We start from the raw sequence: 6,117 nt of genomic DNA, 5'->3' as shown, positions 1-6,117 counted from the left end.
GATTCAGTAGTTGATCGGTGACTTCCTCGGCGCTGAGCGTGCTCTCCGACTCGAGCCACCACGACAGCGTGGCGACCAATTCCCCCACCCAGGCACGCGCCAGCACCTCGGCATCGATACGCAACTCGACCCCCTGAGCAGCCGCGCGCGCGGAAAAGATCTCCACCGCGGCACCACTGCGATCGTCGGAGAAACGACGCAAGGCGCGCCCATCCCCCGCCCCACGCAGCACCACCCGGAAAGCATCACGTTCCTCGGCCGCGTACCGGAACAACTCCAATACCGGCTTACCGGTGAAGCCTCTCACCGAACCGGCGACCAGCGGCTGCAGCCTGCGCTGCATCTCTTCGATCAACTCGGTGACGAGGTGATCGAGCAGCGCGTCCTTGTCGGCGTAGTGGGTGTAGAACGTTGCCCGGCCCAGGTCGGCCGCCTCGGTGATGTCCTCCACGGTCACCCCGGAGAAGCCTCGTTCGAGCACCAGCGCGACGAAAGCTTCCCTGAGCAGCCGACGCGTACGACGGGTCCGACGATCCTCAGCCACTGCAAGACCTTTCCCTGGGCACTCATCGGGATCCTACCGAGATAGACAACGTGAACAAATATTGTCATCACGTTCAAGCATTGCCGAGCAACCGTGTGGTCCAACCGATCGCATCACAGCCATCCGGGCCCGCGACCCGGCTTCGTCCAGGCGCATCAGCAACTGGAACTCGTCGCCCACAGCCCACAGCGCGACCGTCATATCCGCGGTCGCCCGGGCGGGCGGTTGCGCGGTGTCGATACCGTCGAGTGCGCGACCGATTCCGGTCACAAGTGTGGGTTTCTGTGGGGCGCTTCCATACCGAGCTGGATCGCGAAAGCAGGCCGATCACGCGATCGAGTGTGTCGTCGTAGCGTTCATCGGAATCCGACGAATCCCGCCTGGGGGGGCAGAATGCCCCTGCTCGACAGCCGGTCCACGACATAGTCTGGACTGATGGCACGGCTGCCGGAATTCAGGAGCGAGCTGGTTCTGGGTCCGTTGCTGCGTCACGTCGGCGAATGCGACGCCACCGTCTGGGTCGAGACCTCCGCACCGTGCACTGTCGAGGTCCTCGGCCACCACGAACACACCTGGACCATCGCCGGACACCATTACGCTCTCGTCCTGATTACAGGACTGGCGGCCGGTTCCGTCACGCGGTACGAGGTCAGTCTCGATGGGACGCGCGTCTGGCCGCTGCCCGACGCCCCGTACCCGTCCGTCATTCGCACGCTCAGAGGCGACGCCGATCTGATCCTCGCCTTCGGCTCGTGCCGATTCGCCACACCGACCGCGACGCAGGACAACGACCACTTCGACGCCGACGCTCTCGACGCCTATGCGCGGCGAGTCATGCAACGCCCGCCCGAAGATCTGCCCGACGCATTGTTGCTACTCGGCGACCAGGTTTACGCCGATGAGCTGTCCCCGGAGATCCTCCGGCGCATCGACGAGGTGCACGACCTCGACCAACCGCCGGGCGCCCAGATCCGCAACTTCGAGGAGTACACGTGGCTCTATTCCGAGTCATGGTCCGACCCGCAGGTGCGCTGGCTGCTGTCCACGGTTCCGTCGTCGATGATCTTCGACGACCACGACGTCATCGACGACTGGAACACCTCGACATCGTGGCGTGACGAGATCGAGGCCACCGGCTGGTGGGAGGAACGCATCGTGGGCGCGTTGTCGTCGTACTGGATCTACCAGCACCTGGGCAACCTCTCGCCCGCGGCCCTGGCCGACGACGAGCTCTACCAGCGGATCCGATCCGAGGGCAGCGACTGCGCGGAGTTACTCCGCGATTTCGCGTCCGCAGCGGACGAAGAAGCCGACGGCGCCAAGGGTGCGCAATGGTCGTATCGCCGCGATCTCGGCACCACCCGGCTGCTCGTCATCGATTCCCGGTGCGGACGCATACTCGGCGGCGGCACGCGGTCGATGGTCTCCGAGCCCGAGTTCTCGTGGATCGAACGACAGACCGAGGGCGACTACGACCACCTGCTGGTGGGGAGCTCGCTCCCGTGGCTGCTGCCGCGCGCCCTCCACGACCTGGAGTCGTGGAATGAGCGCATGGCCTCAGGGGTCCGCGGCCGACGTGTGGCCGGATGGTCCGAAAGATTGCGGCGTTCAGCCGATCTGGAACACTGGGCCGCGTTCCGAGAGTCATTCGACCGGCTCGCCCAACTCGTCGCCCGCGTCGGGCGCGGACAGTGCAGCAGCCCGGGGGGACGGGCGCCCGCCACGATCTGCGTGCTGTCCGGCGACGTTCACCACGCCTATGCCGCGCAAGCGCAGTTCCCCGACGCCGTGCGATCCCGGGTCTACCAGCTGACCTGTTCGCCGATGCACAACTACGTTCCGACCGCCATGAAGGCGATCTTCCGGGTCTCGTGGAGTCGGGCCGCCGAACGGGTGACGCGTTTCCTCCTGGACCGGGTGTCCACCGTTCCCCCGGTGTCGGTCGAGTGGAGTCGGGTCACCGGCCCCTTCTTCGGCAACCAGATAGCGACGCTGCATCTGCGCGGCCGGACCAGCCGCTTCGTGCTGGAGCAGGTGAGCACCGACGGCGGCCGTCCACATTTGACGACGGTCGCGGACGTGGTGCTGTCGACCGAGACGGACGGCTCGCCCCACAGCGGTATACGCCGAGATCCATGAAGGGCCGGGTCGCGGCGAGTCGGCCCTCGTCGTGCGGTGACCGGCTTCCGATGCAAAGAGCGACCCCAACATCTGGGCGATCCACAACCTGATCTCCTCGGTGCTGATCGCAACAGCTCAAGGCCGCGTTCGCGCACTCACCTCCAATGACATGGCCGCCGCGTTGGATATCACGGCACCGAGGTTGTGGAAATCGCCGTGCACACCGGATCGGCGGCATCGAAACGGCCGGGTGAGCGGGTCGCGTGAGTCGACATGCCGCTCGCACCTCCGCTACCGGTGGTTTCGCCTGCGCGGTCCAGTGCGCGAAAGCTCCCGATGAACGGGATACCCCGTCTTTGATTCGGGCAAATAGCTGCTTCTGTGAGACGCGACACTCCGAATTCCGGTTCTTCGACATACCGGAATTGGCGTTCGCCACAATGAAAGGCATTCCCACCCATGCGAATCCGACCTCTTCGATTGTCCATTGCCGTGATGGCGGTCGCGGCCACAACCGCTACCACCGGCGTCGCGTCCGCCGATATCGACTTCGGCAGTTCCGGCAGCAGCTCCGGCAGCAGCGGCGACATGGTCATCACCCTGGTGCGCCATGCCGAGTCCCTCGGTAACACCTCCGGCCTGATCGACACCAAGGTGCCCGGACCCGACCTGACCTCACGCGGCCGGTCACAGGCAGACAATCTGGCCATCCAGCTGGGCGACAAGAACTACGACTGCGCCTTCGCGTCCAACATGGTGCGTACCGAGCAGACCGCGGCACCGACCGTCGCCAAGCAGGACCTGAGCCTCGACATTCAGCCCGGTTTCCGGGAGATCGAGGCAGGCCAGTACGAGGGCACCCCGGAGGCCGAGGCGATGTCCGGGTACCTACAGGCGCCGATCAAGTGGCTCTCCGGCGACCTGAGCGCACGGATTCCAGGCTCCATCGACGGCAACGAGTTCGACGGCCGCGTCGATCAGGCACTGCTCGATGTGCAGCGCCGCGGCTGCGCCAACCCGGTGATCTTCTCGCACGGCGGCACCATCATGTTCTGGTCGATGATGAACGCCGCCAACGCCGACAAGAGCAAACTCGGCACCGATCCGATGCGCAACGGCGGCCGCGTCGTCCTCGAGGGCAGCCCGCAGAAGGGCTGGAAGATTGTCGAGTGGGTCGGTCACCCGGACCTGGGCTGATTCACCCTTCTGTGCCCCGGATGCCACCGACACAATCGATGGCACCGGGGCACGGTTGTCTCTCAGCCCAGGAGCGCCCGTGGCGCAGTCGTCCACCGCGGCGGGGCACTGGCATAGTCAGGGAAGCGCCGGCCGAGCGCACGGTCGACAGCGCTGATGCTCGCGCGACGGTCACCGCCGAAGCGCAACCACCCGCGCCAGTTATGCCCGTCCCGGTCCAGGCCGGACCGTGGTGAACCGAAGGGATTTCTGTCCATGACCGTCGTGAAAGTGCAACGCAGCATCGACGCCCCGATCGAAGCGGTATTCGACGCCTACACCGACCATGCGGCGCTGGCGCTGGTGCCCGGCATCGTGTCGGCCGCTGTGGTCCGGCCCGGCGACACCGAACCGAACGGGCTCGGCGCGATCCGCGAGGTGAACGCCGGCATCGCCTGGTTCCGGGAGGAGATCACCGCCTTCGACCGGCCCGTCCTGATGGAGTACAGGATCCGCAAGGCGCGGCCACCGTTGCAGCACAAACTCGGCCGGGTCGAGTTCGAGTCGACCTCGCCAGGCACGACCCTTGTCACTTGGACATCGGAGTTCGATTCACCCGTGCGGGGTATCGGATTCGTGTTCGGTCCCGCCGGCAAACTCATCGCCTCGGCCGGGTTCAGCTGGGTCTTGAAATGTCTCGACAACCGCATCGGGTCCTGACTGTCACCAGCATCGCGGATCCGGATCCCAGTTCCTCGGCGTGATTCATCGGTGCTCCGGATTGTCGAAGTCGGGCCTGCATCCGGCGTCCCACTCGCTGCGCTGGTTTCCGAAGGCCGGGATTCCGCCGTTGCGCCGCAGCATGGCCGCCACGTGCATGAGGTTGAAGGTCATGAACGACGTATTGCGGTTGGTGAAATCGTTGTCCGGTCCGCCCGAATCCGGATCGAGATAGGACGGACCCGGACCGACCGACCCGATCCATCCGGCATCGGCCTGCGGCGGAATGGTGTACCCGAGGTGCTGCAGGCTGTAGAGGATATTCATCGCGCAGTGCTTGATACCGTCTTCGTTACCGGTGATCAGACACCCCGCTGCCCGCCCGTAGTAAGCGTATTGACCGGCATCGTTGAGCAGCGACGAGCATCCGTAGAGGCGTTCGATCACCCGTTTCATCACCGAACTGTTGTCGCCCAGCCAGATCGGGCCGCACAAGACCAGGATGTCGGCGTCGAGCACGCGCGAGAAGATCTCCGGCCATTCATCGGTCGGGGCTCCGTGCTCGGTCATGTCAGGCCACACTCCGGTCGCGATATCGTGGTCGACCGCGCGCAGCTCCTCGACTTCGACACCGCGCCGACGCATGATCTGCGCACTCAACCGCACCAGCCCGTCGGTATTGCTGGGCTCGGGCGAACGTTTGAGCGTGCAATTGATGAACAGCGCGCGCAGATCGTCGAAGCGCGGGCCCGGTTCGGTCACCGCCTCGGGCCCGGTCACCGCCTCGGCCCGACTCGAAGGCCGAGCACCCGGCAGAGCAGTGGGCGGTGGTGGTCGCGGGGGTTGTGGTGCGGCACTGGTGCTCCCATCTCTTTGGTGTGACTGTTCGATCACTCGAGTCGCTGGAGCGCGGCGGATTTCGTCGCGAACGAGCGACGGCGGCGTGTCGGTCAGTCGGCGAAGATGCCTTTCAGCATCCCGGTGGCCTGACCGACCTCGATCAGGTAGCCATCGGGGTCGCGCAAGTAGCACCGTAGTTCGGCCTTGCGGTCCAGCGGCTCGGTCAAGAACTGTCCGCCTTTGGCGGTGACGTCGGCATAGAAAGCGGCGATGTCGGCGACCCGCACGTTGAGAAACGACGAGACCACCTCGCCGGCCGTCGGCGGTGCCAGCGTGATGTCGGGCTTGTCCGGGGTTGGTCCACCGCCGGGATTCATGATGATCCAGCTGTTGGCGACCTTGACGATAGCCGGATTTTCCGCGAGAACGACCTGGCCGCCGAGGATGTCGGCGTAGAAATCGCGCGAGCGGACCACATCGCGCACGGTCAGGAAATGGGTGAGGATCAGACCCTGTTCGGGTGCGGGGAGGTCTGGGCGACTGGTCACGAGGGCTCCTTCGGTTCGAGTTACCGTGCGCGTTCCCACTACCGATCTGTTGACACACTCGCTGCGCCGCGGTGCGACCAGCGACTGCCCGGCCCCGCCTGGGAACGACGCTCACGCCGCAGGCTTGGTCAGGGCCGCTGGGATACCCGCTCTTCGTCGCCGCCGAGC

Annotated in this window: 7 protein-coding genes; 3 read left to right on the top strand and 4 right to left on the bottom strand. The window is 65.5% G+C overall.

All coding sequences use genetic code 11. The features are described from left to right. Positions 1 to 544: TetR/AcrR family transcriptional regulator (locus tag ACFWF3_RS20845; RefSeq protein ID WP_379314926.1), on the bottom strand; the 544-nt coding region annotated here is incomplete at its 3' end. Positions 545 to 979: 435 nt separating this feature from the next. Between ACFWF3_RS20845 and ACFWF3_RS20840 the strand changes: the two genes are divergently transcribed. Then, positions 980 to 2,683 carry an alkaline phosphatase D family protein gene (locus tag ACFWF3_RS20840; RefSeq protein WP_379314925.1) on the top strand — a complete coding sequence of 568 codons (1,704 nt, stop codon included), beginning with the start codon at positions 980 to 982 and terminating at the stop codon, positions 2,681 to 2,683. A gap of 170 nt (positions 2,684 to 2,853) precedes the next feature. Here ACFWF3_RS20840 and ACFWF3_RS20835 read toward each other — a convergent pair whose 3' ends face one another. Next, on the bottom strand, positions 2,854 to 3,255 hold the full coding sequence (locus ACFWF3_RS20835; RefSeq protein ID WP_379314924.1) for a hypothetical protein: 402 nt from the start codon (positions 3,253 to 3,255) through the stop codon (positions 2,854 to 2,856). Between ACFWF3_RS20835 and ACFWF3_RS20830 the strand changes: the two genes are divergently transcribed. Both ACFWF3_RS20830 and ACFWF3_RS20825 read left to right on the top strand, forming a co-directional pair. Further along, positions 3,254 to 3,862 (top strand): histidine phosphatase family protein, encoded by a 609-nt coding sequence (locus ACFWF3_RS20830; RefSeq protein WP_379314923.1) that lies wholly within the window; start codon positions 3,254 to 3,256, stop codon positions 3,860 to 3,862. The two genes, ACFWF3_RS20835 and ACFWF3_RS20830, sit on opposite strands and share 2 nt — an antisense overlap. Positions 3,863 to 4,117: 255 nt before the next feature. Beyond that, a complete protein-coding gene (locus tag ACFWF3_RS20825) occupies positions 4,118 to 4,561 on the top strand; it encodes an SRPBCC family protein (protein ID WP_379314922.1) in 444 nt (147 codons plus the stop codon). 45 nt (positions 4,562 to 4,606) lie between these two features. On the opposite strand, the gene ACFWF3_RS20820 is transcribed toward ACFWF3_RS20825, so the two are convergent. Next, complete coding sequence (locus ACFWF3_RS20820) at positions 4,607 to 5,341, bottom strand: flavodoxin family protein (protein ID WP_379314921.1); 735 nt, start codon at positions 5,339 to 5,341, stop codon at positions 4,607 to 4,609. 170 nt (positions 5,342 to 5,511) lie between these two features. Then, positions 5,512 to 5,949, bottom strand: coding sequence for a VOC family protein (locus ACFWF3_RS20815; protein ID WP_378992834.1), 438 nt, complete (start codon positions 5,947 to 5,949; stop codon positions 5,512 to 5,514). Between the last annotated feature and the right edge of the window lie 168 nt (positions 5,950 to 6,117).

Source organism: Nocardia sp. NPDC060220, assembly GCF_042727815.1.
Lineage (GTDB): Bacteria > Actinomycetota > Actinomycetes > Mycobacteriales > Mycobacteriaceae > Nocardia.
The sequence above is the reverse complement of the archived record's forward strand: the minus strand, read 5'-3'. Positions and strand labels throughout refer to the sequence as shown.